The organism is Micromonospora sp. NPDC051196 (assembly GCF_040682415.1).
Classification (GTDB): domain Bacteria; phylum Actinomycetota; class Actinomycetes; order Mycobacteriales; family Micromonosporaceae; genus Micromonospora.
This window is the reverse complement of sequence record NZ_JBFBAY010000001.1, coordinates 392,447-415,320: the sequence shown is the minus strand read 5'-3', so window position 1 is coordinate 415,320 and position 22,874 is coordinate 392,447. Positions and strand designations below refer to the sequence as shown.

At 70.4% G+C, this 22,874-nt stretch carries 22 protein-coding genes; 7 read left to right on the top strand and 15 right to left on the bottom strand.

Annotated features, from left to right (window positions below; translation table 11 throughout):
• Positions 1 to 23 precede the first annotated feature (23 nt).
• Genes AB0M35_RS01915 through AB0M35_RS01905 form a run of 3 tightly spaced genes read right to left on the bottom strand, consistent with a single transcriptional unit; the run spans position 24 to position 3,273 of the window.
• Positions 24 to 938: an ABC transporter permease gene (locus tag AB0M35_RS01915; RefSeq protein ID WP_363740390.1), complete on the bottom strand. Its 915-nt coding sequence runs from the start codon at positions 936 to 938 to the stop codon at positions 24 to 26.
• Complete coding sequence (locus AB0M35_RS01910) at positions 935 to 2,086, bottom strand: ABC transporter ATP-binding protein (protein WP_363740389.1); 1,152 nt, start codon at positions 2,084 to 2,086, stop codon at positions 935 to 937. Before AB0M35_RS01910 ends, AB0M35_RS01915 begins: the two co-directional genes overlap by 4 nt.
• 2 nt (positions 2,087 to 2,088) lie before the next feature.
• Complete coding sequence (locus AB0M35_RS01905) at positions 2,089 to 3,273, bottom strand: spermidine/putrescine ABC transporter substrate-binding protein (protein WP_363740388.1); 1,185 nt, start codon at positions 3,271 to 3,273, stop codon at positions 2,089 to 2,091.
• Between the two features lie 204 nt (positions 3,274 to 3,477).
• Between AB0M35_RS01905 and AB0M35_RS01900 the strand changes: the two genes are divergently transcribed.
• The gene (locus AB0M35_RS01900; RefSeq protein ID WP_363740387.1) at positions 3,478 to 3,996 is read left to right on the top strand and encodes an Lrp/AsnC family transcriptional regulator; all 519 of its coding nucleotides are present in this window, start codon (positions 3,478 to 3,480) and stop codon (positions 3,994 to 3,996) included.
• Between the two features lie 249 nt (positions 3,997 to 4,245).
• On the opposite strand, the gene AB0M35_RS01895 is transcribed toward AB0M35_RS01900, so the two are convergent.
• Positions 4,246 to 4,443, bottom strand: a complete 198-nt coding sequence (locus AB0M35_RS01895; protein ID WP_363740386.1) for a DUF397 domain-containing protein — start codon at positions 4,441 to 4,443, stop codon at positions 4,246 to 4,248.
• Positions 4,434 to 5,204: a helix-turn-helix transcriptional regulator gene (locus AB0M35_RS01890; RefSeq protein WP_363740385.1), complete on the bottom strand. Its 771-nt coding sequence runs from the start codon at positions 5,202 to 5,204 to the stop codon at positions 4,434 to 4,436. The genes AB0M35_RS01895 and AB0M35_RS01890 overlap by 10 nt, the downstream gene beginning before the upstream one ends.
• A 429-nt stretch (positions 5,205 to 5,633) precedes the next feature.
• Here AB0M35_RS01890 and AB0M35_RS01885 point away from each other — a divergent pair, with 429 nt between their 5' ends.
• Positions 5,634 to 6,980: an aspartate aminotransferase family protein gene (locus tag AB0M35_RS01885; protein WP_363740384.1), complete on the top strand. Its 1,347-nt coding sequence runs from the start codon at positions 5,634 to 5,636 to the stop codon at positions 6,978 to 6,980.
• Positions 6,981 to 7,060: 80 nt separating this feature from the next.
• The gene (locus AB0M35_RS01880) at positions 7,061 to 8,437 is read left to right on the top strand and encodes an FAD-dependent oxidoreductase (protein WP_363740383.1); all 1,377 of its coding nucleotides are present in this window, start codon (positions 7,061 to 7,063) and stop codon (positions 8,435 to 8,437) included.
• 43 nt (positions 8,438 to 8,480) lie between these two features.
• Here AB0M35_RS01880 and AB0M35_RS01875 read toward each other — a convergent pair whose 3' ends face one another.
• The gene (locus tag AB0M35_RS01875) at positions 8,481 to 8,855 is read right to left on the bottom strand and encodes a DUF3499 domain-containing protein (RefSeq protein ID WP_363740382.1); all 375 of its coding nucleotides are present in this window, start codon (positions 8,853 to 8,855) and stop codon (positions 8,481 to 8,483) included.
• Positions 8,856 to 9,041: 186 nt separating this feature from the next.
• Between AB0M35_RS01875 and AB0M35_RS01870 the strand changes: the two genes are divergently transcribed.
• Complete coding sequence (locus AB0M35_RS01870) at positions 9,042 to 9,491, top strand: metallopeptidase family protein (RefSeq protein ID WP_043719749.1); 450 nt, start codon at positions 9,042 to 9,044, stop codon at positions 9,489 to 9,491.
• Positions 9,492 to 9,627: 136 nt separating this feature from the next.
• Here AB0M35_RS01870 and AB0M35_RS01865 read toward each other — a convergent pair whose 3' ends face one another.
• The 6 genes from AB0M35_RS01865 to AB0M35_RS01840 all read right to left on the bottom strand — a co-directional run bounded on the left by AB0M35_RS01865 (position 9,628) and on the right by AB0M35_RS01840 (position 16,393).
• The gene (locus AB0M35_RS01865; protein WP_092380743.1) at positions 9,628 to 9,885 is read right to left on the bottom strand and encodes a WhiB family transcriptional regulator; all 258 of its coding nucleotides are present in this window, start codon (positions 9,883 to 9,885) and stop codon (positions 9,628 to 9,630) included.
• 471 nt (positions 9,886 to 10,356) lie between these two features.
• Positions 10,357 to 10,734, bottom strand: a complete 378-nt coding sequence (locus AB0M35_RS01860; protein ID WP_363740381.1) for a phospholipase — start codon at positions 10,732 to 10,734, stop codon at positions 10,357 to 10,359.
• A 15-nt stretch (positions 10,735 to 10,749) separates the two neighbouring features.
• On the bottom strand, positions 10,750 to 12,144 hold the full coding sequence (locus AB0M35_RS01855; RefSeq protein ID WP_363740380.1) for a DUF4331 domain-containing protein: 1,395 nt from the start codon (positions 12,142 to 12,144) through the stop codon (positions 10,750 to 10,752).
• Positions 12,145 to 12,197: 53 nt separating this feature from the next.
• The gene (locus AB0M35_RS01850) at positions 12,198 to 12,476 is read right to left on the bottom strand and encodes a hypothetical protein (RefSeq protein WP_363740379.1); all 279 of its coding nucleotides are present in this window, start codon (positions 12,474 to 12,476) and stop codon (positions 12,198 to 12,200) included.
• 154 nt (positions 12,477 to 12,630) lie between these two features.
• A complete protein-coding gene (locus AB0M35_RS01845; RefSeq protein WP_363740378.1) occupies positions 12,631 to 15,186 on the bottom strand; it encodes a bifunctional FO biosynthesis protein CofGH in 2,556 nt (851 codons plus the stop codon).
• A 70-nt stretch (positions 15,187 to 15,256) separates the two neighbouring features.
• Positions 15,257 to 16,393, bottom strand: a complete 1,137-nt coding sequence (locus tag AB0M35_RS01840) for a hypothetical protein (protein WP_363740377.1) — start codon at positions 16,391 to 16,393, stop codon at positions 15,257 to 15,259.
• Positions 16,394 to 16,490: 97 nt separating this feature from the next.
• Between AB0M35_RS01840 and AB0M35_RS01835 the strand changes: the two genes are divergently transcribed.
• Complete coding sequence (locus tag AB0M35_RS01835; protein WP_363740375.1) at positions 16,491 to 17,600, top strand: 2-phospho-L-lactate transferase CofD family protein; 1,110 nt, start codon at positions 16,491 to 16,493, stop codon at positions 17,598 to 17,600.
• Positions 17,597 to 18,685, top strand: coding sequence for a coenzyme F420-0:L-glutamate ligase (locus AB0M35_RS01830; protein WP_363740374.1), 1,089 nt, complete (start codon positions 17,597 to 17,599; stop codon positions 18,683 to 18,685). Before AB0M35_RS01835 ends, AB0M35_RS01830 begins: the two co-directional genes overlap by 4 nt.
• Before the next feature lie 22 nt (positions 18,686 to 18,707).
• Here the strand turns inward: AB0M35_RS01830 and AB0M35_RS01825 are convergent, their stop codons facing one another.
• On the bottom strand, positions 18,708 to 19,685 hold the full coding sequence (locus AB0M35_RS01825; protein WP_363740372.1) for a winged helix-turn-helix domain-containing protein: 978 nt from the start codon (positions 19,683 to 19,685) through the stop codon (positions 18,708 to 18,710).
• Positions 19,686 to 19,973: 288 nt separating this feature from the next.
• Here AB0M35_RS01825 and AB0M35_RS01820 point away from each other — a divergent pair, with 288 nt between their 5' ends.
• Positions 19,974 to 20,588: an NUDIX domain-containing protein gene (locus AB0M35_RS01820; RefSeq protein WP_363740370.1), complete on the top strand. Its 615-nt coding sequence runs from the start codon at positions 19,974 to 19,976 to the stop codon at positions 20,586 to 20,588.
• Here the strand turns inward: AB0M35_RS01820 and AB0M35_RS01815 are convergent.
• Both AB0M35_RS01815 and AB0M35_RS01810 read right to left on the bottom strand, forming a co-directional pair.
• A complete protein-coding gene (locus tag AB0M35_RS01815) occupies positions 20,557 to 21,648 on the bottom strand; it encodes a sugar phosphate nucleotidyltransferase (protein ID WP_363740369.1) in 1,092 nt (363 codons plus the stop codon). The genes AB0M35_RS01820 and AB0M35_RS01815 overlap by 32 nt on opposite strands.
• Positions 21,649 to 21,697: 49 nt before the next feature.
• The gene (locus AB0M35_RS01810; protein WP_363740367.1) at positions 21,698 to 22,843 is read right to left on the bottom strand and encodes a glycosyltransferase family 1 protein; all 1,146 of its coding nucleotides are present in this window, start codon (positions 22,841 to 22,843) and stop codon (positions 21,698 to 21,700) included.
• Positions 22,844 to 22,874: the final 31 nt, after the last annotated feature.

The following is a 22,874-nucleotide window of genomic DNA, read 5'->3' as shown; positions in this document are numbered from 1 at the left end:
CCGCTGCGCTGCACTCCTCGCGCTCACAGGACCTCCTCCGTCCCAGCCCGGCGGAGGTAGACGAAGACCACCGCGAGGATCGCCGACATCAGCAGGAACGACAGCGCCGCGCCCTGCGGGTAGTCCAGCCGGACCAGGAAGGCCGAGTCGATGACGTTGCCGATCATGTACTGGTTCGGGGTGCCCAGTAGTTCGGCGTTGATGTAGTCACCGGTCGCGGGAATGAAGAACAGCAGAGTCCCGGCGATCAGCCCGGGCATCGACAGCGGCAGGGTGACCCGGCGGAAGGTCTTCAGCGGGCTGGCGTACAGGTCGCTGGCGGCCTCCAGCAGCCGGTGATCGAGCCGCTCCAGGCTCGCGTACAGCGGCAGCACCAGGAACGGCAGGAAGTTGTACGTCAGGCCGAGCACCACCGCGATCGGGGTGGCCAGCAGCCGTCCGTCCGGGCCGAGCAGGTGCACGTCGCGCAGCAGCCCGACCAGCCAACCGTTGTCCGACAGGATGGTCTTCCAGGCCAGCGTGCGCACCAGGAAGCTGGTGAACATGGGCGCCACCACGCAGACCAGCAGGAGGTTCTTCCACCGGCCGGCCTTCTGGGCGATCGCGTACGCCAGCGGGTAGCCCATCAGCAGCGCCAACACCAAGGCGATGCCGGCGTACAGGAACGACCGGCTGAACTGTGGCCAGTACTGCTGCAATGCCGTCGGATAGTTACCGAACGCCCAGGTCAACGCGTACCCGGTGGAGAGCGAACCCTCCGGGTCGTAGAGGCTGGCCGAGGCGAGTTGCACCAGCGGCACGGCGAAGAACAGCAACAGCCAGGCCGCACCGGGCAACAACAGCAGGTACGGCAGGAACCGGTACCGCGCCGAGCGGGCAGCCGGCGGCGGCGACGCCGGCTGCCCGGAACCGGTGGATACGTGAGCGAACACACTCATGAGGAAGCGCCCACCGGCTGGTCGAGTACCGGCGTGGTGCGGTCGTCCTCCCCGGCGCGGCGGCTGAGCAGGAAGGCGTGCCGGGGATCCCAGTACGCCACGGCCCGCTCGCCGACGGCGTAGCGCTGCTGAGTCCCGCTGTTGGCGACGAAGACGCTCAACTCGGTGCCCCAACTGGTGCGCAGCAGATACTGGGTGCTCACCCCGACGTACGAGGCGTCGGAGATCGTCCCGTCGAGGTGCTGGCTGCCGGCGGGCACCTGCACGGCAGCTCCGGCCAGCTGTAGCTTCTCCGGACGTACGCCGAGGTAGACCGGGCCCTGGTCGGTACGGGCCCGGGCCGACGGCACCGAGAATCGCGCCCCGTGCGCGGTGACCAGGGTGTCGCCCCCGTTGCTGCCGGAGACGTCACCGGCGATCAGGTTGGACTGGCCGAGGAAGTTGGCCACGAAGGCGGTGGCCGGGAACTCGTAGATCTCGGTCGGTGCGCCAAGCTGCTCGATCCGTCCGGCGTTCATCACCGCAACCGTGTCGGCCATCGTCATGGCCTCCTCCTGGTCGTGGGTGACGTGCACGAAGGTGATGCCGACCTCGGTCTGGATCCGCTTGAGTTCGATCTGCATCTGGCGACGCAGTTTGAGGTCCAGCGCGCCCAGCGGCTCGTCGAGCAGCAACACCTGCGGGTGGTTGATCAGCGCTCGGGCCAGCGCGACCCGCTGTTGCTGGCCGCCGGAGAGCTGGGCCGGACGGCGCCGCTCGTACCCGTCCAACTGCACCAACGAGAGCATCTGCCGCACCTGGCTGTCCACCGACCGGATGCCGCGTCGGCGCAGCCCGAAGGCCACGTTCTCGAAGATGTCCAGGTGCGGGAAGAGGGCGTAGCTCTGGAACACCGTGTTGACCGGCCGCTTGTACGGGCGCAGCCCGGCGATGTCCCGGTCACCGAGCAGCACCTGCCCGCTGGTCGGCTCCTCCAGCCCGGCGATCATCCGCAGGGTGGTCGTCTTGCCGCAGCCGGAGGCGCCGAGCAGGGCGAAGAACGAGCCCTGGCCAATGGTCAGGCTGAGATCGTCGACGGCGGTGAACGCGCCGAACGTCTTGGTGAGGTTGGCCAGGCGCAGGTCGCCGGCCGGTGTCTCCCGCGCCATCGTCACGCTCCGATAACCTGCTGGAACTTGGTCTCGTACTCGCGCTCCTGCTTCTCGTCCAGCGCCATGAAGACCCGGGCCTTGGAGAGGATGGCCTCGTCGGGGAAGATCAACGGGTTCGCGGCCAGCTCCGGGTCGATCTTCTCCATCTCCTTCTGCGCGCCCTGCACCGGGCAGATGTAGTTGACGTAGGCGGCGAGTTGGGCGGCGACCGCAGGGTCGTAGTAGTGATTGATCAACGCTTCGGCGTTGGCCTTGTGGGTCGCCTTGTTCGGTACGAGCATGTTGTCCGACCAGAGCATCACCCCGGAATCGGGCACCACGAACTTGATCTTCTCGTCCTCGAAGCCGAGTTGGATGATGTCACCGGACCAGCCGATGCACGCCGCGATGTCCCCCTTGGCCAGGTCGGGTGCGTAGTCGTTGCCGGTGAACCGGCGGATCTGCCCGGAGTCGACGGCCTTCTTGAGCTTGTTGAGCGCATCGTCGAACTGGTTGCTGGTGAAGTCGGACGGGTTGTGACCGTTGGACATCAACATCAGCCCCATGGTGTCGCGCATCTCGGTCAACGCGGTCACCTTGCCCTTGAGATCCGGGCGGGTGAGCAACTCGTCGACCGTACGGATCTCCCCGGTGACGCGGCCGTTGTACGCCAACCCGGCCAGCCCGGACTGCCACGGCACGGCGAGGTGATTATCCACGTCGAAGGGGCGGTTGCGCAGCGATGGCAACAGGTTCGCGTCGACGTTGGGCAGCTTCGACTTGTCGAGCTTCTGGATCCAGCCCAGCCGGATCATCCGGGCGGCCATCCAGTCGGTGAGCACCATGAGGTCCCGCCCGGTGCCCTGACAGGCCGCCAGCTGGTTCTGCACCTTGCCGAAGAACTCGTTGTTGTCGTTGACATCCTCTGTGTAGGCCACCTGGATGCCGGTCTTGCTGACGAACCCGTCGAGCGAGGGTCGCTTGGCGTTGTCGTCATCGTCGACGTCCATGTACTGCGGCCAGTTGGAGAAGGCGAGCTTCTTCTCCGTCCCGGAGAGGTCCTCGCTGACGCAGCCGGTCTCGGTCTGCTGGGCACCCGGCGTGCCACAGCCGGCGAGGGTGCCACCCGCGGCGAGCAACGCGGCCGAACCGAGGGTGCCAGTGAGCAGACCACGCCGGGTGAGGGGCCGGAAGGCACTACGCATGTGACGACTCCAATGGGTCAGCGTCGGCGGCGGGACGGGGGGATACGCCGGCGGGGAGGGTCAATGGCGATGGACGACTGATCCTGACATGAGAAAACCTCGCTCACAAGGGATTCCGTTGCCGCAATAGCTTCGGACGACGAATTACGCCAGACCCTCCGTTGGCGTTAGGCTCAGCCCGGTGACGGACATGGGGAGCGGTCGATGACGAACCGGCAGCACGACAACGGCAACGGCAACGGCGGCCGCCGGATCAGCGTGCGCGAGGGCGCAAGCCACGCCCTACTCGACGACGTGGCCAAGCAGATCATCGAACAGCTACAGGAGGACGGACGCCGACCGTACGCCACCATCGGCAAGGCGGTGGGACTCTCCGAGGCGGCGGTACGCCAGCGGGTGCAGCGGCTGCTCGACGCCGGGGTGATGCAGATCGTCGCGGTCACCGATCCACTTCAGCTCGGTTTCCCCCGCCAGGCCATGATCGGTCTGCGTACCGACGGGGACCTGGAATCCGTCGCCGACCGGATCGCCGAGTTGGACGAGGTCGACTACGTGGTGATCACCGCCGGCTCGTTCGACCTGCTGGCCGAGGTGGTCTGCCGCAACGACGAGCACCTGCTGGACATCCTGCAACGCCTGCGCGCCGTCTCCGGTGTGGTCTCCACCGAGGCGTTCGTCTACCTCAAGCTGCGCAAGCAGACCTACAGCTGGGGCACCGCCTGACCCTGCCCCGCCCCCGACCTTGACCGGCCCGACCTGTCCCTGCCCGGCCCGACCTGCCCGGCCCGACCTGCCCCGACCTGCTTGCGCTTGATCGACTCCGTTTCGCCGAAACGGCGGCATCAGGGCGCCGTCAACCCCGCCGTTACGGCGAAACCGAGTCGATCAGCCAGCCCGGCCAGCGGAGCCGAGCCGGTCAGCCCGGCTCGGCGGAGCCGGGTAGGTCAGCCCGGCTCGGCGGAACCGGGTCGGTCAGCGGCCAACTCGGCGCGGGGTGGCCGCGACGAAGGTGCGCCAGGCGTCAGGGGCGAAGGTCAGCACGCCGCCGGCCCGGTCCTTGCTGTCGCGTACCAGGATCCGGCCGGGCAGGTTGTCGGCCACCTCGACACAGTCGCCGCCGTTGTTGCTGCTGCGGGTGGCGGTGCGCCAACGGGCGCCGGTCATGTCCATGTCGTCGCCACTTCCCTGATCAGCTCGATGGACTGGCGACGGGGCAGCGCCTCACCGGTGACGCTCTCCCATCTCGCGCTCAGGCTAGCAAGGTCGGCACGCTCGGTCACCACCTGACCGCGCAGCTGATTGTCCAGATAGGCCGCCTCGCCGCCGTCCGGCGTGCGGGCCAGCACGAACGGCCCGGCCAGGCCGGTGTGCCACGGATTCTCCGCCGGAATCACCCGCACCTGCACGTGCTCCCGTTCGCCCAGCCCAGCCAGGTGGCTGAGCTGCCCGGTCATCACCGCCCGGTCGCCGCCCACCTGTCGACGCAGCACCACCTCGTCGATCACCGCGACCAGTTGGAGCGGATGCTCCCGCTCCAACACCCGCTGCCGCGCCATCCGCCCCGCGACTATCTCCTCGACCTCCGTCGGCGGCAACAGGCCGCCGGTGGCCAGCACCCCCCGGGCGTACGCCTCGGTCTGTAGCAGCCCCGGCACCAACAGTGGCTGATACGACCGCAGTGAGCTGGCTTTCTGCTCCAGTTCCGCCCACTCCCGGAACCAGGGCAGATCGCGGCGGCGGAACGGCTCGGGCCAGAGTTCCTCAGCCTGGCGCCCGAGCACGGTGGCGACGGCGACCCTGGTCCGAGGATGCGGAATGCGCCCATCGGCGACCCACCGACCCGCCGTCTTCGGGTCGACGCCGACCTTCCCGGCCAACGACTCAGCGGTCTCGCCCTTGTTCGCCATCGCCAGCCTGAGCGCCTCGTTCATCTCCCGACCTCCACCCGAGTCACGTTGCGCTGCACGCTAGTCACCCTGAGTGGCGCTGTCCGGCCGGTCCCGGCGTGTTGCGCAGGGACTGTTTCGCGCACTTCAGGGACCACCCGAAATGCCCCCGAAGCGCCCTGGACAGGTCCGCCGCCCGCCGCGCCAGCCCCCGCCCGCCCACACCCCGCCAGCCCCCGCCCGCCCACACCCCGCCGGACCCCGCCCGCACTACACTCCGGCCCCCGCGACTCGACCGACGAACATCACACCGTAGATACGGATTCCGTTGCCAGCAGCGCGTCATCTCGCTGAATTCGTTGCTCCAAGCCGCCTGGCCAACCGATTGACTTGCATTTCGGCGCGAGACTATGGGATAACCGTTGGCAGAGCGGCCGGTGACCCCTGACCGGCCCGAGACCCGATGGGGCTGACATGGCCAACGCCACCGACCACCTCTGGATGCACTTCACCCGGATGGCGAGCTACTCCGCCGGCGAGGTGCCGACCATCGTTCGCGGCGAGGGAGCGTACGTCTGGGACGCCCAGGGTCGCCGCTACCTGGACGGGCTCGCGGGGCTCTTCGTCGTCAACGCCGGCCACGGGCGCACCGAGTTGGGCGAGGCCGCCGCCAAGCAGGCCGGCGAGCTGGCCTACTTCCCGCTCTGGTCGTACGCGCACCCGACCGCCGTCGAGTTGGCCGAGCGGATCTCCACGCTCACCCCCGGCGACCTGAACCGGGTCTTCTTCACCACCGGCGGCTCCGAGGCGGTCGAGGCGGCCTGGAAGCTGGCCCGGGCGTACTTCAAGCGGGTCGGCAAGCCGACCAAGCACAAGGTGGTCAGCCGGTACATCGCCTATCACGGCACCTCGATGGGAGCCCTGTCGATCACCGGTCTGCCCGGCATCAAGACCGACTTCGAGCCGCTCGTGCCCGGCGGCATCAAGGTGCCGAACACCAACTTCTACCGGGCACCGGAGCACGGTGACGACCCGGTGGCGTTCGGCCGCTGGGCCGCCGAGGAGATCGCGCGGGCAATCGAACGGGAAGGGCCGGACACCGTCGCTGCGGTCTTCCTGGAGCCGGTGCAGAATTCCGGCGGTTGCTTCCCGCCGCCGCCCGGCTACTTCGAGCGGGTCCGCGAGATCTGCGACGCGTACGACGTGTTGCTGGTCAGCGACGAGGTGATCTGCTCGTGGGGGCGGCTCGGCGAATACTTCGGCGCCGCCCGCTACGGCTACCAGCCCGACATCATCACCACCGCCAAGGGCATCACCTCGGGGTACGCCCCACTCGGCGCGATGATCGCCAGCGACCGGCTGATGGAGCCGTTCCTGACCGAGACCGGCATGTTCGCCCACGGGGTGACCTTCGGCGGCCACCCGGTCTCCTGCGCGGTCGCCCTGGCCAACCTGGAGGTCTTCGCCCGCGAGGACCTCATCGGGCACGTACGAGCCAACGAGGGCGCGTTCCGCTCCACCCTGGAGAAGCTGCACGACCTGCCGATCGTCGGCGACGTCCGGGGCGACGGATACTTCTACGGCATCGAGCTGGTCAAGGACAAGGCGACCCGGGAAACCTTCGACGAGGCCGAGTCCGAGCGGCTGCTGCGCGGCTTCCTCTCCACCGCGCTCTTCGACGCCGGGCTCTACTGCCGCGCCGACGACCGGGGCGACCCGGTGGTGCAGCTCGCCCCGCCGCTGATCGCCGGGCAGCAGCAGTTCGACGAGATCGAGCAGATCCTGCGCACCGTGCTCACCGAGGCCTGGTCCCGCCTCTGACGAAGCCGGGCCGCGCGAGCGTCCACCGTGGTCAGGCCGGATCGTCAGGTCCGGCCTGACCAGCACCGTCAGGAGTCACCGTGTCCTACCACGACCTGTCGTACTGGCTGTCCACAGTCGATGAACCGCTGACTCCGCGTCCGGCGCTGGGTGGTGACACGGAGGCCGACGTGGTGATCGTCGGCGCCGGCTACACCGGGCTCTGGGCGGCGTACTACCTGGCGCAGGCCGACCCCACGATGCGCATCGTGGTGCTGGAGCGGCAGGTGGCCGGCTTCGGCGCGTCCGGGCGCAACGGCGGCTGGTGCTCGGCGCTGCTGCCCACCTCGCTGACCGGGCTGGCCCGTCGGCACGGCCGGGACGCCGCGATCGCCATGCAACACGCCATGCACGACACGGTGCGCGAGGTCGGTCGGGTGGTCACGGCCGAGGGCATCGACTGCCACTGGTCGTACGCCGGCACCGTCATGCTCGCCCGCAGCGCACCGCAGCTTCAACGGGCCCGCGCCGCGGTCATGGAGGCGCGCGAGTTCGGTTTCGGCGCCGAGGATCTCGCCCTGCTCGGTCCCGACGAGGCCACGGCCCGGTGCTCCGCCGAGGGGGTACGGGGCGGCGCGTACACCCCGCACTGCGCGACCGTGCACCCGGCCCGACTGGTCCGGGGACTGGCCAGGGCGGTCGAGCGACGGGGAGTGACCATCCACGAACGGACCCCGGTCACCCAGATCCGTCGGGGTGCGGCGGTGACCCCGAACGGGACGGTACGCGCGCCGGTGGTGGTGCGGGCGACAGAGGGGTACACCCCGGGACTTCCCGGGCAGCGGCGGGCCATCGCGCCGGTCTACTCGCTGATGCTCGCCACCGAGCCGCTGCCGCCAACGACCTGGGCACAGATCGGCCTGGCCGAGCGGGAGACGTTCACCGACCTTCGGCACGTCATCATCTACGGCCAACGCACCGCCGACGGTCGACTCGCCTTCGGCGGGCGGGGTGCGCCGTACCATTTCGGCTCCCGCGTGCGGGCCGCGTACGACCGGGAACCTCGCGTCTTCGCGGCGCTGCGTCGCACGCTCACCGACCTCTTTCCGGTGCTGGGCGCGGACTTCCCGGTGTCACACACCTGGGGCGGGCCGCTCGGGGTGGCCCGGGACTGGGCCGCCTCGGTCGGTTACCAGCCGACCGACGGGCTGGCCTGGGCCGGTGGGTACGTGGGTGACGGCGTCGGCACCAGCAACCTGGCCGGACGCACCCTGGCCGACCTGATCCGTGGCGAGCAGACCGATTTGACCGTTCTGCCCTGGGTCAACCACCGCTCTCCCCGCTGGGAACCGGAGCCGTTGCGCTGGCTGGCCGTCAACGCCGGCCTACGAGTCATGGTCTCCGCCGACGACGCCGAATCCCGCACCGGCCGCACCGCCCGCCGAGCCCAGACCTTCTCCCGCCTCCTCGGCGACTGACCCACCCCATCTTTTCGACTCGGGCGGGGTGCAGCGCGCCGGGCTAGTGGCTGGGGGGAATCACGCGGAGGTGGCCACGGCGGGAGGTGGCGGAGGTGGGGGGTGTGGTCGGCTGGTGCTGATCGTCCTGGGGAGGACGGGGGGTGGGGCGGGCGGCCTCGCGGACCGCCTCGGCGAGGGCGACCAGGTCGTCGGTGGTGGGCGGCGGGGGTTCGAACTCCCCCTCGTGCCGGACCACCTCCCAGCCCCGGGGGGCGGTGAGGCTGCGGGCATGCGGCTCGCAGAGGTCGTACGTGTGCGGCTCGGCGAACGCGGCCAACGGGCCGACCACGGCTGTTGACTCGTTGTAGACATAGGTCAGCGTGGCGACTGCTTGCCGGGGGCAGCCGTTGCGGGAGCAGCGCCGTGGTGACCTCACGGGCGCAGGGTATCTCCATTACCGGCTCCGGCGCACCGCTTCGCGTTACGACACGCCCGTCTTGGTGATCACATTTCCCACACGCCGACGCCAGTGGGGCTTGCCCCACCCCGTTCAACGCGGCCCGGCGCGCCACGGTTTCGGCGCAGCTATGACCCGCCCCGGGCGGCGGCTACCCTTTGGCTCATGACGAGCCCGGAGAGCCGCCGTCCCGGCGGCAGCCGGCGCGGCCACCGCGACCGGCATGGTCGCGGCCTGCGCGGACGGCTCGTGCCGGCCACCGTGCCGCTGGCGCGCACCAAGGCGGAGATCTTCGACGACCTGGTGCTGGACACCGTCGAAACGCTGGAGCGCCGGTTCGCCAAGGAACTGGCCGGCGTCGAGTTCGCCGTCGAAGACGTCCCGCCCGAGCTCAATGTCTACGACTCCGACGTGCTGGAGGACGGTGAGGTGCCGCTGGCCCGGCTGCTGCCGGGCCGACCCGGTCGCCAGGAGGTGCCGCCCCGGATCGTGTTGTACCGGCGCCCTCTGGAGTTCCGGGCGATGGACCGGGAGGATCTGGCCGACCTGGTACACGACGTGATCATCGAGCAGGTGGCGAACCTGCTCGGCGTCGACCCGGACGAGTTGGCCTGACCTGGGCCTACCCGACCTTCACGGCCCTGCGTGTCACGGCCCGCCCCGACCGTCGCGGCCCCCACCGCGACCGGCCGTCCGCGACGACCGAGCCTCCGGGCAGGGCGGCCCCCAACCGCCCCCACCCGACGACGGATCAGGCGACGCGCCGCTTGAGCTTGCGCCGCTCCCGCTCGGAGAGCCCGCCCCAGATCCCGAACCGCTCGTCGTGCCCGAGAGCGTATTCGAGGCACTCCGTCTTGACCTCGCACCGCGAGCAGATCCGCTTCGCCTCGCGGGTCGAGCCGCCCTTCTCGGGGAAGAACGCCTCCGGGTCGGTCTGCGAGCACAACGCCCGCTCCTGCCACTCCGGCGCGTTTCCGAGCAGGTCGGCCGCCTCAAGCTGGCCGTCCATCAGTTGCCTCCTTGTCGCGCACCGGCGTCATCGCCGCTGCAACCCCCCACGCGAAAGGCGTGTTTGTCCGTCCGGCCCCGTTTTGTTGCGTTCCGCGCGAACAACCCCATTCAAATTACACGCGTGTAATGCGTGCGCCGTCAAGCCAAACTTGATAATGGAGTCGCCCTCCCGACACGCACCCGGACTGCCGTCCGGACCACCCGGTCTCGCCCTGCCCTATCGATTCAGACCCCGGCCGAGTAACGCCCCTCCCGGCGAGTTGCCCAAGTTTTCTCCCGTGGCGCCCGTCCTGCGGCGGTCCCCGCCGGACCTCGCGCGAGCACTTCCGGAAGACCACCCGGCACGATGATTGATCTTGAATCGCAAGGTTATCCCGACTTCGCCGACCCCGCCCGTCGGCCACGTACACGACGGCCGCGCCCCGCCCACAATGTGGACGAGGCGCGGCCGTCGGTAGGTCGAACGCAGTTAGTCAGCGGATGGAGAAACGCTGGTGGGCCAGACGAACTCGGCAACCGAGCCGCCCGCCACGGCAACCGTGCCGGCCGGCTGCTTTTCGTCCCACCAGATGGTATACACACCGCATGAAAGGTCGGGATAGACCGCACTGTGGAATGTGCCGTCCCGGACCTGGCGCTCCCGCACGGCAGCATGGGTACGCGGTTTGTCGGCCAGGCCGGTCCGGCTGATTTCGTCGTCCCGGCCGGTCAGACTGATCTCGATCTCCCGACCGAGCAACTGCCGCCCGGTATAAATGATCAAGGCGCCGATGTCTGCGCCCAGATTGAGCATCACGGTGCCACTGCCTGTCGGGCCGTACGCGTGCGCGTGCGCGTGATCGGTCATGCGACGCCTCCCGGCTCAGGCCCGCACCGGCGGGTTGTTGAACCCGTCGTACGGCGTACCGAGGAACGGGAAGTTACGCAGGAACGGAGCGGTGACGTCGGCCTCGGTCAGCCCCGGCGTCACCGCGGCCGCCGCGGCGTCCGGGGTGAACTTCCGGTCCACCAATGGCACGGTCAGCCCGGCGACGGCCCGCAGCGCGATGGTCACCACGTCGTCGGTGACCCGCCGCCCGTTGGGGTAGCCCGCCAGGTCACCGCCGAGCACACCCAGCCGGTTCGGCCGGCGGGCCGGCGGGATCGCGGTGTTCAGGCGCAGCATGTCGGCCTGGGTGTCACCGGTGGCATTGGTGAAGCCGTTGATCAGTCCCTCCGGGATGCCGGTGAGCAGGATGGCGACCAGATCCGCTCGCGCCTTCTTCGACTTGTTCAACTTCTCCAGGTTGGGGAAGACCCCCGGGTAGAGCACCGGCAGCAGGGCGGCCAGTTCCGGTTGCTCGACGAACTGCGCGAACCGCTTGTCCTCCGCAGGCGGCAGCGTGTTCCACAGGTCCTTCTGCGCCATCGGCACGATGACCTCATTGAACAACGGGTTACCCAATCTGGACACCTGCGTGAACGGGCCGGTGTTGGTGTCGGCGGTGCTCCTGTCACCGAGCACCCGCACCTGGCGCCGGGAGGCCGACGTCCACACCCCGATCACCGACGCCGGTTCCTGCCAGTGATGCCGGTCGGCGCGACGACGAAGTTTGCCGACGGGCACCTGGAGGGCGATGCTGTGCACGTTCATCCGGTCGAGCGCGTTGACCGGTTCGCCGGCAGCCTTGAAGATCTTCTTCCCCGCCACGTGCAGTTGCTGGAACGGGCGCAGCGTACCGAGGTCGAAGATTGCGCCCAGGTCGACGTAGAAGCCGTCCGCACGTTGCCCGGCGAAGACCTTCTCCCCCGTGGACAGGTTGAAAGTGGCCTGCCGGACCAGATCACCGTACTTCGGGATGGACAGCGGGCCCACGTTGCTCGGCGGGCAGGGCAGCTTGCGGGCCAGCAACTGCTCCTTGCCCCCGGCGATGCGGGTCAGCCGGTAGAACTGCCGGCGGTTCCAGTTCTTGCTGTCCAGCGCCTCGATCGGACCAGTGTTGTAGAGAAAGCTGTTCGGGTTCGTGATCTCGGTGGTGAACTCGAAGCGGTAGGTGATGTCCGGCTGGCCGTCACCGTTGTTGTCAATGTGGATCTCGTACCGCACGTCGTCGCCGAACTCGAAGAAGTTCGGGCCCCCGGACGGTAGTTGCAGCGGCACGTAGTTGGCGATCAGCGTCACCGTGTCCGGACGGTCCGGGGTGACGAACGCGTACAGGTCGGATGAATCGGCAACCGGATCCTTGGCAATCTCCGGCGCCTCACGGTGTGAAGACATGGCGCAGCCACCTCACTGAGCGAAAGAAGGGGGATTTCGATGACCGGTGGGGATCAGCGCCGGGCGGCGCGGCGCAACCGGTCGGCCAGGCCGCGGTCCCGCACCTCGATGCGGGACTCACCGACGAACACGTCCATCGTTCCGGAGCGGCCGTCGCGCAGATGCACCACGATCGTCTCGTCGACACCGGCGGCGGCGCCCTTGTCGTCACCGGCGGACGACAGACCCGGCACGGCGAGGGCGGCGGCGCCGAGGGTGGCACTGGCTGCCGCCGTCAACGTCTGCCGACGGGTCAATCGCGGCCAACGCCGCTTCCGCATGTCAATTCTCATGGGCAACCTTTCCGGCAGCGGCGCACACGGCCCGCAGTGGCGGTCGGAGCCGCACGAAAGGCGCCGGCTCCGTGAAGGAGATGCCGGCGGCGATCCTCGCCGCTACCGCCGCCGGCATCGACAGGTACGGCCGGCGGCTCGCGAAGGTTCGACGCTAGGCCTCGACGTGACCGTACGCAGTCGTTCGCCTACGCGCCGGTCGGCCCGCCGCCGCCGCGATCGCCCGGAGTTGTTCCTCGGTACGCGCCGAGCCGTTGTCCGAGCCCGCCATCCGCGAGATGGTCTCCTCCATCAACGTGCCGCCCAGGTCGTTGCAGCCGCTACGCAGCAGCTCCGCGCTACCCGCGTCGCCGAGCTTGACCCAGGAGCACTGGATGCTGTCGATCCGGCCGTGCAGCAGCACCCGGGCCATCGCGTGCACCGCCCGGTTGTCCCGCCAGGTCGGCCCCGGCCGGGCGATGCCGGCAAGGTAGATCGGCGCGTTGGTGTGCACGAACGGCAGCGCCACGAACTCGGTGAACCCACCCGTACGGTCCTGCACCCCGGCCAGCACCCGGAAATGTGTCAACCATTGGCCCGGATGATCCACGTGGCCGTACATCATCGTGGAGCTGGACCGGATGCCCAGCTCGTGGGCGGTGCTGACCACCTCGACCCAGGCGGCGGTCGGCAGTTTGCCCTTGGTCAGCACCCAGCGAACCTCGTCGTCGAGGATCTCGGCGGCGGTGCCCGGGATGGTGTCCAGCCCTGCCTCCCGCAGCCCGCTCAGCCACTCCCGTACCGACACGCCGGCCTTCGCGGCGGCGGTGGCGATCTCCATCGGCGAGAAGGCATGCACGTGCATCTGCGGCACCCGCGTCTTGATCGCCCGGATCAGATCGGCGTAGCTGGTCACCGGCAGCTTCGGATCGATGCCGCCCTGTAGGCAGACCTCGCTGGCGCCGGCCGCCCACGCCTGCTCGGCCCGGTCGGCGACCTGCTCCACCGAGAGCCGGTACGCGTCGGCGTCGCGCTCCCGCTGGGCGAACGCGCAGAATCGGCAGCCCACGTAACAGACGTTGGAGAAGTTGATGTTGCGGTTGACGACGTAGGTGACGTCGTCCCCCACCGCGTCGCGGCGCAGTTCGTCGGCGATGCGGCAGAGTTCGTCCAGCGCTTCGCCGTCGGCGCCGAACAACGCCAACGCGGCGTCGGTGTGCCGGGTGTCCAGCAGCGCCGCCGGGTCGTCGGTGGCCAGCCGCAACCCGGCCCGCAGATCGGCGTCGCCGGAGCTGGCGCTCGCCCGGCGGCCCGCCTCCGGACCCTCGCCGCGACTCGACCGCGTCGACGGCACGACGGCCTTGGCGGCCACCTCCGACCAGTCGCCGTAGACGTGGTCGAAGTCGCCCCGCCGATCCTCGGTACGTCCCGTGGTGTCGATGGTGGCATGCAGGTCGGTACGCCCGCCGTACGCCTCGTCGGGCTCCTGCCACGGTCGGCCCACCGGCCGGGCCGACTCCACGGCCAGCCCGGTCGCCGGATCGGCCAACGCGCCGACGTGCGGCAGCAGGCGCGGATCCAGCCACGGGTCGCCGGCCCGCACGTACTCCGGGTAGACGGTCAGCCGCTCCCGCAGGGTGAACCCGGCCCCGGCGGTACGCGCCGCCAACTCGTCCAGCTGCGGCCAGGGGCGCTCCGGGTTCACGTGGTCCGGGGTCACCGGGGAGACCCCACCCCAGTCGTCGATGCCGGCGCGCAGCAGCAGGTCGTACTCGCCGGCGATCAGGTTGGGCGGGGCCTGGATGCGCGCCTTCGGTCCGAGCAGCACCCGGGCCACCGCCACGGTGGCGGCGAGGTCGTGCAGCTCCGCGTCGGGCATCGAACGCATGGCGGTGTCCGGCTTGGCGCGGAAATTCTGCACGATCACCTCTTGGAGGTGGCCGTACTCCCGGTGCGACCGGCGGATCGCGAAGATCGCTTCCACCCGCTCGGCGAGGGTTTCGCCGATGCCGATCAGGATGCCGGTGGTGAACGGGACACCGACCCGGCCGGCGTCGTCGAGCACCCGCAGCCGCACCGCCGGCTCCTTGTCCGGCGAGCCGTAGTGCGGGCCACCCGGCTCCGACCAGAGCCGGGTGGCGGTGGTCTCCAGCATCATGCCCATGCTGGGCGCGACCGGCTTGAGCCGCTGCAGTTCCGACCAGGAGAGCACGCCCGGATTCAGGTGCGGCAGCAGGCCGGTCTCCTCCAGCACCGCCACCGCGCAGGCGCGTAGGTAGTCCAGGGTCGACTCGTAGCCCCGCTCGTCCAGCCACTGCCGGGCCGCCGGCCAGCGTTCCTCCGGACGGTCACCCAGCGTGAACAGTGCCTCCTTGCAGCCCTGCGCGGCGCCCGCCCGGGCGATCTCCAGCACCTCGTCGCGGTCGAGGAACGCGGCGGGCAGCCGGTGCGGCACGGTGGCGAAGGTGCAGTAGTGGCAGCGATCCCGGCAGAGCCGGGTGAGTGGGATGAAGACCTTCTTCGAGTACGTCACCACGCCCGGCCGGCCGGCGTCACGCAGGCCGGCGTCGCGGATCGCCCCGGCGATGTCGAGCAGTTCGTCCAGCGCCGCGCCGCGCGCGGTCAGCAGTGCCGACGCCTCCTCGACGTCGAGCGCCCGCCCTGCGGCGGCCCGGCGCAACGCCCGCCGTACGCCTGCCTCGCTCGACGCGGGTCCGCTCCGGTCAACCATCCACTCAGCCTATTCGCTGCTGCTCGGCCCGGTGCGCTGGCGTGGGCAACCACACCGGTACGTCACGCGGTCAGGTCGGCTGCCCGCCCGGGTCGATGCGCTGGGTACGGTCGCCGTCACCATCCGGTCGGGCCAGGGCCTGGGTCGGGTCGGCGCCCTGGCGCGGAATGGCCTGGGTCGGATCGGCCGACGGCGGCTGCCCGAACGGCGGCGCGGCCGACTGCGACGCGGACGGTGGCGGCTGCGGCGTGGACGACTGCGGCTGCGACGACGCGGACGGCGGTGCCGACTGCGGGGAAACGGCCGGCTGACCGTGCGGCGGCCAGGTGTGCGGGGACGCGGACGACTCCGGCGTCGGCAGCGGCTGCCCGGCCACCGGCCACCCGGCGGACTCGGCACTGCTCTGGCCGACGCCGGGACCACCCGGCTGCTCGCCAGCCGACCATGCACCGGCCGGATATCCGGACTGCCCGGCCCCGGGCTGACCCGACCCACCCGGGTATCCGAACTGGCCGGAACCGGGCTGACCCGACCCACCCGGATATCCAGGCTGACCGGAACCGGGCTGACCTGGCCCACCCGGATATCCAGGCTGACCGGAGCCACCGGGGCCGGGCTGACCCGGGTACCAGGGCTGTCCCGACCCGCCACCGTGCTGGCCCGGGTTGCCCGGCCAACCCGGCTGCGGAGTGCCGTACAGGCCGGGCTCCGGCTTGGGACGAGGCACGTGGTAGAGCCGCCGCCAGATACTCCACACCACATAACCGGCCAGCCCGAACAGCGCCACCCAGGCCGCCCGGGCGAGCATGCCGGTGAAGGCGTCGAAGATCTGCGCCTCGGCCAGCCGGCCGACCACCCAGACCAGCAGGGTCAGCCCGCCGAGCACGGCGCTCACCGCGTACTCGATCAGCGCCAACTGCGTGATCATTTTCGCCCTGGGCACCACCGGGGCGATGTGGGTGGCCAACAGCACGGCCAGCACCGGCAGCACGACCGCCTCCAGCCCGATGAAGGCGAAGAAGGCGCTGCCCGCACGGCCGGTGACCGTGCTGTAGGCACCCTGCGGCGTCAACAGCCGGATCAGACCGACGAAGAGAAGAACGGCATTGGCGCCGAGAAGCACGATGGCGGCGAGTTCCCGCAGCGGCCGGGTCACCTGACTGGCCGTCGTCGGGTCGGTGGGCGGGGGCTCGGCGGGGCTGCTCACGAACTCTCCCTGGGGCGAAAGCGGACAGATGCCGACGTGAGCCTAGTCTCCCGGGGCGACGCTCCGCCGCAGGCGTCACGTAGGCGAGGATGGTCGGATGCGCATCGTGGTTCTGACCGGGGGGATCGGCGGAGCTCGCTTCCTGCTCGGGGTGCGGGCCTACGCCCGAGAGGTGGGCGCCGAGGTTACCGCGGTGGTCAACGTCGGCGACGATCTCCGCCTGCACGGGCTCCGGGTCTGCCCGGATCTGGACAGCGTCATGTACACCCTGGGTGGAGGCGCCGATCCGGAGCGAGGCTGGGGTCGGACCGGGGAGAGCTGGACGGTCAAGGACGAACTGGCCGCGTACGGCGTCGAGCCGAGCTGGTTCGGGCTGGGCGACAAGGATCTCGCCACCCACCTGGTCCGCACCACGATGTTGGACGCGGGCTACCCGCTGCACCAGGTGATCGAGGCGCTGGCGACCCGCTGGCAGCCCGGCGTACGCCTGCTGCCGGCAACGAACGACCGCCTGGAAACCCATGTGATCGTGAGCGCGAGGAGCGAGCTTGCGAGCCCCACAGTCGCGAACAACGCCAACACCGTAAGCGCGAGGAGCGAGCCTGCGAGCCCCGCAGTCGCGAACAACGCCAACACCGTGAGCGCGAGGAGCGAGCTTGCGAGCCCCGCAGCCGCGAACAACGCTGATGCTGGCGGACCCGACGGTGCGCAACGGGCGATCCACTTCCAGGAGTGGTGGGTCCGCCATCGGGCACAGTTGCCGACCCATCGATTCGTCTTCGTCGGCGCCGACGCGGCGAAGCCGGCTCCCGGTGTGACCGAGGCGATCACCGAGGCCGACGTAGTGTTGATCGCGCCGAGCAATCCGGTGGTCAGCGTCACGCCGATTCTGGCCGTGCCGGGCCTACGGGACGCGGTGGCGAACGGGCCGGCGCCGGTGGTGGGGGTGTCGCCGATCATCGGTGGCGCACCGGTCCGGGGCATGGCGGACCGGTGCCTGGCAGTGGTCGGTGTGGAGTGCAGCGCGGCCGGGGTCGGCCAGTTGTACGGCGCCCGGTCGGCCGGTGGGCTGCTCGACGGCTGGCTGGTGGCCGAGGAGGATGCGCAGACGCTGGTACCGCAGGTGACCGTCCGCGCGGTACCACTGCGGATGACCGACGAGGCGGCGACGGCGGCGATGGTCCGCGCCGCGGTGGAGATGGCATGAAACTGGAGATCATGCCGGTGCCCGGCATCGGCCATGTGACCGAGGGTGACGATCTGGCCGCGCTGATCGCGACGGCGGCGCCCTGGCTGCGCGACGGCGATGTGCTCGTGGTGACAAGCAAGATCGTCTCCAAGGCGGAGGGACGGCTGGTGGACGTCCCGGCTGACGGCCCGGATCGCCAGGCCGCCCGGGACGAGATCCTGGCGTCCGAGACGGTCCGGGTGGTGGCCACCCGGGGTACCACCCGGATCGTGCAGACCCGGCACGGCTTCGTGATGGCCTCGGCCGGCATCGACGCCTCCAACGTCGACAAGACACGGCTGGTGCTGCTCCCCGAGGACCCGGATGCCTCGGCCCGGGCGCTGCGCGCCGACCTGCGCGACCGGTACGGCGTGGAGGTGGCCGTCATCATCAGCGACACCATGGGGCGGCCCTGGCGCAACGGGCTGACCGACGTGGCCCTCGGCGTGGCCGGGATGGACGCCATTCGGGATCACCGGGGCGAGGTCGACCCGTACGGCAACGAGCTGGTGTTGACGCAGATGGCGGTGGCCGACGAGTTGGCCGCGGCGGGCGAGCTGATCAAGGGCAAGTGCGACCAGATGCCGGTGGCGGTGATCCGTGGTTACCTCACCGCGCCGTTGCCCGAGGACGGTGCGGGTGCCAGGGTCCTGGTCCGGGACGCCTCGATGGACCTGTTCGCACTCGGCACCGCTGAGGCCAGGGCCGCTGGCCTGGCCGCCGCCGCCACCCTCGCCGACGGCCCCGGTGACACCGCACCCGATTCGGCGGAGGTCGACCGGGCGATCGCCGCGGTCGCCGGCGTCGTCACGCCCGGCACGGTCTTCACCCAGGTCACCGACAGCGACGTACGCAATGGCCTGGTCGCCACCGTGGCCGGTTGGCCGGCTGAGGCCACCGCGCTGGTCCTCTGCTCCCCACCCACCCCGGTCGGCCCCGTCCAACTGGTCCGCTTCGGCGCCGACGTGCAGCGCCTCCGTACCGCCCTCGCGGCACAGGGCATCCCTTCCCAGCTCCTTCCGCCCCCCGCCCACACCACCGCCGCCGCCGCACTCGCTCTCTAGCCCACCTGCCCCGAAGCGTGGGTCAGGTGTTGAGGATGGCCCGGCCCAGCGGGGTGAGCGTGTGCAGGACGGTGTTGCGGTCTCGGTGGCTGACCAGCAGGCCGGCATTACGCAGGATGGTGGTGTGTTGGCTGGCCGCGGCAGCCGAGATGTGCAACCGGCGGGCCAACTCTCCGGTGCTGCAACCGTCGTCGCTGGCGGCGAGCACCGCCGCGCGGGTCCGCCCGAGCAGCGCGGCCAGCGCCGCGGTGGGCTTCTCCGGCTTGTTCGACGCCAGACCACCAAGCCGGTCCACCGGGTAGACCAGCACCGGCGGCAGTTCCGGGTCGAGCAACGCGACCGGCGTGGGCGCGCAGAAGAACGATGGCACCAGCAGCAGGCCGCGTCCCTGTAGGTGCAACTCGCGGCTGGTCGGATAGCCGGGAATCTCCAGGATGCCCGAGTCCCAGCGCACCCCCGGCCACAGGCCGGTCAGCAGCCCTTTGATGCCAACGTCGAGCAGGGCCCGAGCCCGCCGGGCCCGGTCGGCCTCCACCGCCGCCTGGACGTGCGTCCAGTATGGCCCGAGGGCCAGCTCACGGTAGCGGCCCATGACGGTGGTCAACTGTTCCAGGGCCGCCGGCTCACCCCGGGCCAGGGCGCTGGCGTCGGCGGGCAGGCTGCGGGCATTGGCCAGCAGGGTGAGGTCACGGTGCAGCAGCGACACGGGGGTACGCCGGACCGCCTCCATCCCCGCCTCAAACCCGTCCACGCTCTCGGACGGGGTGAGGAAGTCCGGGAAATAGCCACGCGGCGGATTCAACGCCATCAGCAGTCGCAGGCCGTCGGCGTCCTGGCGGCGCAGGTCGCGCACGACTTCGCGGCGCCAACCGGACAGCAGCGGATCCCGGTTGCGTTCGGGCAGCACGTGCAGACTCAGCACCGCTTCCCAGACCGGATCCGCCGCCGGAGCCACCCGGGTCCGAAGGATGTCCTCGCCGGAGAAGTGGATCTTCAGCATGGAGCGACTCCTCGTCGCCCGGTTGGGGGCGCCTGGCGACCTTTCGCACTCTACTGGACTGGGTCGCATCCGACCCGGCCTGTTAAGGCTGAGCTGAAAGACCTCGACACGTGCCGATCGAGTAGGCCATAGTTCCCGATGTCGTACCGGGGGGAGCGACACCCTCGGACGTGCCGCACGCACGTCCGAGGCCGGGGAGGGTCGAACGGGCGGCACCGCACGAGGGTCTGCGGCGGATAGATTCCGCAGGGGTGCCGTCCGTTCGCCGATCCCGATAAGGAGGGGCACATGTCAACGCCTCCGCTACTGGAGGGGCCTGCTCTCCACCACGACGACGGTTGGACGGCGCTGTACGCCGACACCCTGGCGGTGCTCACCGCCTGGGAGCCGACCTCCCCGGACGCCGCGACGGCCCGGGACCGTACCCTCGACCTGCTGGCCGCCGGGCCGATCGCGATGAGCCGCGCGCACCGGGCCGGTCACGTCACCGCGAGCGCCCTGGTCTTCGACGCGACCGGCGCCGAAGTGCTGCTCTGCCTGCACGGCAAGATGAGCATGTGGGTTCAGCTCGGCGGGCACTGTGAGCCGGGCGACCGGACCCTGGCCGGGGTCGCGTTGCGCGAGGCCACCGAGGAATCCGGCATCACCGGCCTGTGGATGGACCCGGTGCCCATCGACGTGGACGTGCACTCGGTCGCCTGCCAGGGCGGATCACTGCACTACGACGTACGCTTCGCCATCTTCGCCCCGCCGGCGGCGGTGGCGCAGGTCAGCGCGGAGTCCGAGGATCTCGGCTGGTTCCCGCCGGACCAGCTGCCACGTCCGCTGGCCAACGGGACGGCCCGGCTGGTCGCACCGGGCCGGGCCGCATTCAGACGAGCTTGTCCTCGCCCCGCTCCTTGAGTTCGTCCACGATCGCCTTGACGTCCTGAGCCCGGTCGCGCGGACAGACCAGCAGCGCGTCGGTGGTGTCGACCACGATCAGGTCGTGCACCCCGACGGTGGCCACCAGCCGGCCGGACTGCGGCACCACCACCATGCCGCTGCTGTCGCGCAGCAGCACCTCGGCCTTGTCGTCCATCCCGAGCACCACGTTGCCGTCGGCGTCGGCCGGCAGCACCTCGCCGAGGGTGTGGAAGTCGCCCACGTCGTTCCACCGGAAGTCACCCGGTACGGTCGCCACCCGGCCCGCGCTGGCCGCGCCCTCCATCACCGCGTAGTCGACGGAGATCTTCGGCAACGTCGGCCAGACCGCGCCGAGGACGTCGTCCTGCTCGTCGCTGCCCCAGGCCGCCGCGATGCTGGTCACCCCGGCGTGCAGGGCGGGCTGCTGGCGGGCCAGTTCGGCGAGGAACGCCGACACCCGCCAGACGAACATTCCGGCGTTCCACAGGTATCGACCCGACCTGACGTACGCCTCGGCCACCTCGGCGTTCGGCTTCTCCTTGAACTCGGTGACCGGCCGCATCGGGCCGTCATCGACCGGATCGCCGGTCTGTAGGTAGCCGTAGCCGGTCTCCGGCCGGGTCGGCGTGATTCCGACGGTCATCAGCAGCCCCTGCTCGGCACCTCGGACCGCCGCCTGAACCGTGTCCACCCAGCGCTGCGGGTCACCGATCAGATGATCGGCGGCGAACGAACCCATGACGGCGTCCGGATCCCGTACGGCGATCACCGCCGCGGCCAACGCGATGGCCGCGCAGGAATCCCGTGGCGAGGGCTCGACCAGGATGTTCTCCTCCGGTAGACCGGTCAGCTGGCGGGCCACGGCCGCGGCGTGAGCCGCGCCGGTGACCACCATGGTCCGCTCCGGGGTGGTCAGCGGCGCCGCCCGCTGCACCGTCGCCTGGAGCAGCGAGGCGGACGTGCCGGTGAACGGATGGAGAAACTTGGGATGGCCGGCCCGGGACAGCGGCCACAACCTTGTGCCACTGCCACCCGCCGGAATGACGACATAGATCACCAGGACATCATGCCCGAACCGCCCGGAGTGGGCGCCCGGGTTGCCGACCTCAGGCCCGGGCCCGGGACCAGGCGGCGATGTGCACCTCGGCGCTGGACTCCCAGGTGAACTCCTTCGCCCGGTCGAAGCCAGCCTTGGCCAGCGACAACCGGCGCGGCTCGTCGTCGAGCAGTGCCGCCAGGTCGGTGGCGATCTGGTCCGGATCCTCGCTGGTGTAGGCCACCGCGTCGCCACCGACCTCGGGCAGCGACAACCGGGGCGTGGTGAGCACCGGAGCGGCGCACGCCATCGCCTCCAGGATGGGCAGACCGAAGCCCTCACCGTACGACGGGTAGGCGGCGACCAAGGCACCGCCGAGGAAGCCCGGCAGATCGGCGTAGCGCAGGTAACCGGGCCGCAGCAGCCGCAGGTGCGAGGGCACCTCCGCCACCGCGCGGTCGATGTCGTCGTCGTGGCCCTGGCCACCGGCGACGACCAGGGCCGGCGGATCCTGCCGATCGGCGACCGCGCGGGCCCAGCCACGGATCAGGTTCGGTACGTTCTTGCGCGGCTCCTTGGCGCCGAGGAAGGCGACATAACTGCTGCCACCGAGGCCGAGCCGGGCGCGTACCCGGGCCTTCTCCTCGTCGCCGGGGGCGTGGAAGGCGGCCTGGTCGACGCCGTGATAGGCGACATCGATGCGGGTCGGGTCGGCGTCCAGCAACCGGATCAACTCGTCCCGGGTGGCCTTGCTCGGCACGATCACCCGGTCGGCGCGGCGCAGCGAAGTCTTGATCGCACTGCGGAAGAAAGTCCGGCGGGACTTGTCGTAGTGCTCCGGCTCGGTGAAGAAGGTCGCGTCGTGCACGGTGACGGTGACCGGACAACCGGCCCGCAACGGGCAGGTGTAGAAGGGTGCGTGCAGCACCTCCGCGCCGACCTGCTGGGCGAGCAGAGGCAGGCCGGTCTGCTCCCAGGCGAGCCGGGCGGGGCGGTGCGCGACGGCGGCGGGCGCGGGAATGATCTCGGCGCCGGGCAGCATCCTGCGATAGCGCTCCAGGTCGGTGCGGAGGCTGACGACGACCAGGTCCACCGCCGACCCGCACACCTTGCCGAGGGCACCGAGCAGGCCATCGACGTATCTACCGACGCCCCCACGGTCGGCGGGGACACTCGTGGCGTCGATGAGCACGCGGGGCGGGCGGCCGGCGGTCACGGGGCGACTCCTTGCGATGGCGAGACTGTGG

Coding starts and splice junctions, on each gene's coding strand:
- AB0M35_RS01855 (WP_363740380.1), bottom strand. CDS start 12,144: ATGTCTTCACACCGTGAGGCGCCGGAGATTGCCAAGGATCCGGTTGCC.
- AB0M35_RS01825 (WP_363740372.1), bottom strand. CDS start 19,685: ATGCTGAAGATCCACTTCTCCGGCGAGGACATCCTTCGGACCCGGGTG.
- AB0M35_RS01910 (WP_363740389.1), bottom strand. CDS start 2,086: ATGGCGCGGGAGACACCGGCCGGCGACCTGCGCCTGGCCAACCTCACC.
- AB0M35_RS01820 (WP_363740370.1), top strand. CDS start 19,974: ATGTCAACGCCTCCGCTACTGGAGGGGCCTGCTCTCCACCACGACGAC.
- AB0M35_RS01915 (WP_363740390.1), bottom strand. CDS start 938: ATGAGTGTGTTCGCTCACGTATCCACCGGTTCCGGGCAGCCGGCGTCG.
- AB0M35_RS01830 (WP_363740374.1), top strand. CDS start 17,597: ATGAAACTGGAGATCATGCCGGTGCCCGGCATCGGCCATGTGACCGAG.
- AB0M35_RS01890 (WP_363740385.1), bottom strand. CDS start 5,204: ATGAACGAGGCGCTCAGGCTGGCGATGGCGAACAAGGGCGAGACCGCT.
- AB0M35_RS01845 (WP_363740378.1), bottom strand. CDS start 15,186: ATGGTTGACCGGAGCGGACCCGCGTCGAGCGAGGCAGGCGTACGGCGG.
- AB0M35_RS01835 (WP_363740375.1), top strand. CDS start 16,491: ATGCGCATCGTGGTTCTGACCGGGGGGATCGGCGGAGCTCGCTTCCTG.
- AB0M35_RS01870 (WP_043719749.1), top strand. CDS start 9,042: ATGACGAGCCCGGAGAGCCGCCGTCCCGGCGGCAGCCGGCGCGGCCAC.
- AB0M35_RS01905 (WP_363740388.1), bottom strand. CDS start 3,273: ATGCGTAGTGCCTTCCGGCCCCTCACCCGGCGTGGTCTGCTCACTGGC.
- AB0M35_RS01900 (WP_363740387.1), top strand. CDS start 3,478: ATGACGAACCGGCAGCACGACAACGGCAACGGCAACGGCGGCCGCCGG.
- AB0M35_RS01885 (WP_363740384.1), top strand. CDS start 5,634: ATGGCCAACGCCACCGACCACCTCTGGATGCACTTCACCCGGATGGCG.
- AB0M35_RS01865 (WP_092380743.1), bottom strand. CDS start 9,885: ATGGACGGCCAGCTTGAGGCGGCCGACCTGCTCGGAAACGCGCCGGAG.
- AB0M35_RS01895 (WP_363740386.1), bottom strand. CDS start 4,443: ATGGACATGACCGGCGCCCGTTGGCGCACCGCCACCCGCAGCAGCAAC.
- AB0M35_RS01860 (WP_363740381.1), bottom strand. CDS start 10,734: ATGACCGATCACGCGCACGCGCACGCGTACGGCCCGACAGGCAGTGGC.
- AB0M35_RS01850 (WP_363740379.1), bottom strand. CDS start 12,476: ATGAGAATTGACATGCGGAAGCGGCGTTGGCCGCGATTGACCCGTCGG.